Annotated in this window: 3 protein-coding genes; all 3 read right to left on the bottom strand. The window is 35.6% G+C overall.

What is annotated here, in order from left to right:
• Nucleotides 1-97 precede the first annotated feature (97 nt).
• Nucleotides 98-913: an SDR family oxidoreductase gene (locus BA053_RS06085; RefSeq protein WP_065094788.1), complete on the bottom strand. Its 816-nt coding sequence runs from the start codon at nucleotides 911-913 to the stop codon at nucleotides 98-100.
• 5 nt (nucleotides 914-918) lie between these two features.
• Entirely contained in the window at nucleotides 919-1,563 is a 645-nt protein-coding gene (locus BA053_RS06080; protein ID WP_065106867.1) for an alpha/beta hydrolase, read from the bottom strand.
• A gap of 82 nt (nucleotides 1,564-1,645) precedes the next feature.
• The gene (locus tag BA053_RS08445) at nucleotides 1,646-1,780 is read right to left on the bottom strand and encodes a hypothetical protein (RefSeq protein ID WP_255356261.1); all 135 of its coding nucleotides are present in this window, start codon (nucleotides 1,778-1,780) and stop codon (nucleotides 1,646-1,648) included.
• Nucleotides 1,781-1,942 lie beyond the last annotated feature (162 nt).

The following is a 1,942-nucleotide window of genomic DNA, read 5'->3' as shown; positions in this document are numbered from 1 at the left end:
CAGCATTTGTCATAAATCCTTAATTATTTCTGACTTTTTAGTTCAGTTTTTAACCATTCTTTCCTTAACTTAATGGCAGTGACAATAAGCCTATCTATCATTCTGATGTGATTTCAGTTTTTTTTACATGCAAACTTTCTAATCCCACCTTGTAGTTAGGGTAAATTAGAGAGACATTAAGATCTTTTTTAATTTTAACATTACTTACTTTTTTTGATCCTAAATAAAAACTCTGTGCATAATCTGGTAAGGAAGAAACCTCAATTGGCTCTGGAGGGCTAACATTGAGAAGTTTGGTTGCATACATTACCACTTCAGATTGTGTAGTGGGTAAATCGTCTGCACAATTGTATATTTCACCAGGTTTTATGTTTTGCATGGAAGAAAATAGAATATTCGATATATCTTCAACGTGAATACGAGAAAAAAAATGCCCTTCCTTTTTCACATTTCTTGCTTTGCCAAGCTGCAAGTCAATTAACACGTTCCTATTAGGGCCGTATATTCCAGCTAAGCGAAAAATATGTACAGGCAATCTGCTATTTAGCCACTTCTTTTCAGATTTAAGGCGCTTTTCTCCTCTGATTTCTATAGGTTGTGTTTCAGATTCCTCATTCACCCAATTACCAGAGTGATCACCATAGACGCTAGTTGCAGACAAATAACCGAACCATTTGACATTTTGCAGGCAATCACTGTATCTCTCCACAACATCATCGCCATCTGGAGGAATAGAAATTAAAACGTGCGTTGCGCTTTTAAGCAGATCTTGACTAACTTTCTCATAATTAAAGAGGATTACATTTTGTATATTTTTACTTCTTGATGTGCCACTGACTTTCCAACCTAAGTTCAGTAATTTTTTCGATAAAAATTTAGCTACATATCCATAACCAAAGCAAAACAAGTGCATGAAAATTAATTTTTAAAGTTCTTCTTGATAAATTCTACTCCTAATTTTATCCCCTCTTCATTAATAATATGCCCTAATCCATGAATTGGGTGCCCTTCAACATTTATTCCATTTTCTTTCAAAGCTTTAACCGCTAAGTCGAGAGACGAAAAAGGTACCACGTCGTCAGCATCACCATGGATAACACATATGTTAGGTTTTGATTTGATCTCTGGTGCAGCTTTTGAAGGTGAAAGAAACCTACCAGAGTATGCAACAACTGATGCACAGGATTGAGAGCGGGTAAGAGCTGTATGTATTGCAAGCATTGCTCCTTGAGAAAATCCAACTAAAGAAAGTTGCGTATCTTTTAAATTAAGCTCCTTTAATTTTGTATCAATGAAATGATTTACAATTGATGTAGCATTTTTTACTCCATTATATAGCGCTTCCTCACTACGATCTTCCAAGCTGAACCACTGATAACCATCACCTATTTCTCTTTCAAACGGAGCATTGGGTACTGCAAAATATGAACCCAGTAAAAACTTGCTCATAACTTTAGCAAGGTGAATGAAATTATCGCCACTTGAGCCCCAACCATGTAAAAAAATAATCAAATTTTTCTTATTTCCGCCTGCACAAATTTCTGGGCCTTTAAGTTCAATCATTTCTTTTCCTTTTGCATTTATATTTTTATTTAACACTAATTTTCAAATTTGTAAAAACCCATGTGCAATTATGTACACTAGCTCATAACTGTATGAACATTGCAATTTGCAGGCAATTCGCGTGGCAGATGAAAGTAGCTGACACTGGAATCCAGTTCTTATTACCTGGTGTAAAGTTAAGTTTCCTGGATTCCAGTGTCAAGCACTGGGATGACACCTCTGGGCACTGCCGTCATAAAGGAACCAGTGTCAGCTACTTTCATGGCATCAATAATTGACCTCGACTTACCGTCCAACTAGAAAGTTGTATATAGAATGACAGAAATCCAGATGTTATTTACTTACTTTCGATCTTTTCTATCAATTTTTTAACTAAGCC

The organism is Wolbachia endosymbiont of Nomada ferruginata (assembly GCF_001675785.1).
Taxonomy (GTDB): Bacteria; Pseudomonadota; Alphaproteobacteria; order Rickettsiales; family Anaplasmataceae; genus Wolbachia; species Wolbachia pipientis.
Note: the sequence above shows the minus strand (reverse complement) of the source record. Positions and strands in the feature narration are given on the sequence as shown.

Coding starts and splice junctions, on each gene's coding strand:
- BA053_RS06085 (WP_065094788.1), bottom strand. CDS start 913: ATGCACTTGTTTTGCTTTGGTTATGGATATGTAGCTAAATTTTTATCG.
- BA053_RS06080 (WP_065106867.1), bottom strand. CDS start 1,563: ATGATTGAACTTAAAGGCCCAGAAATTTGTGCAGGCGGAAATAAGAAA.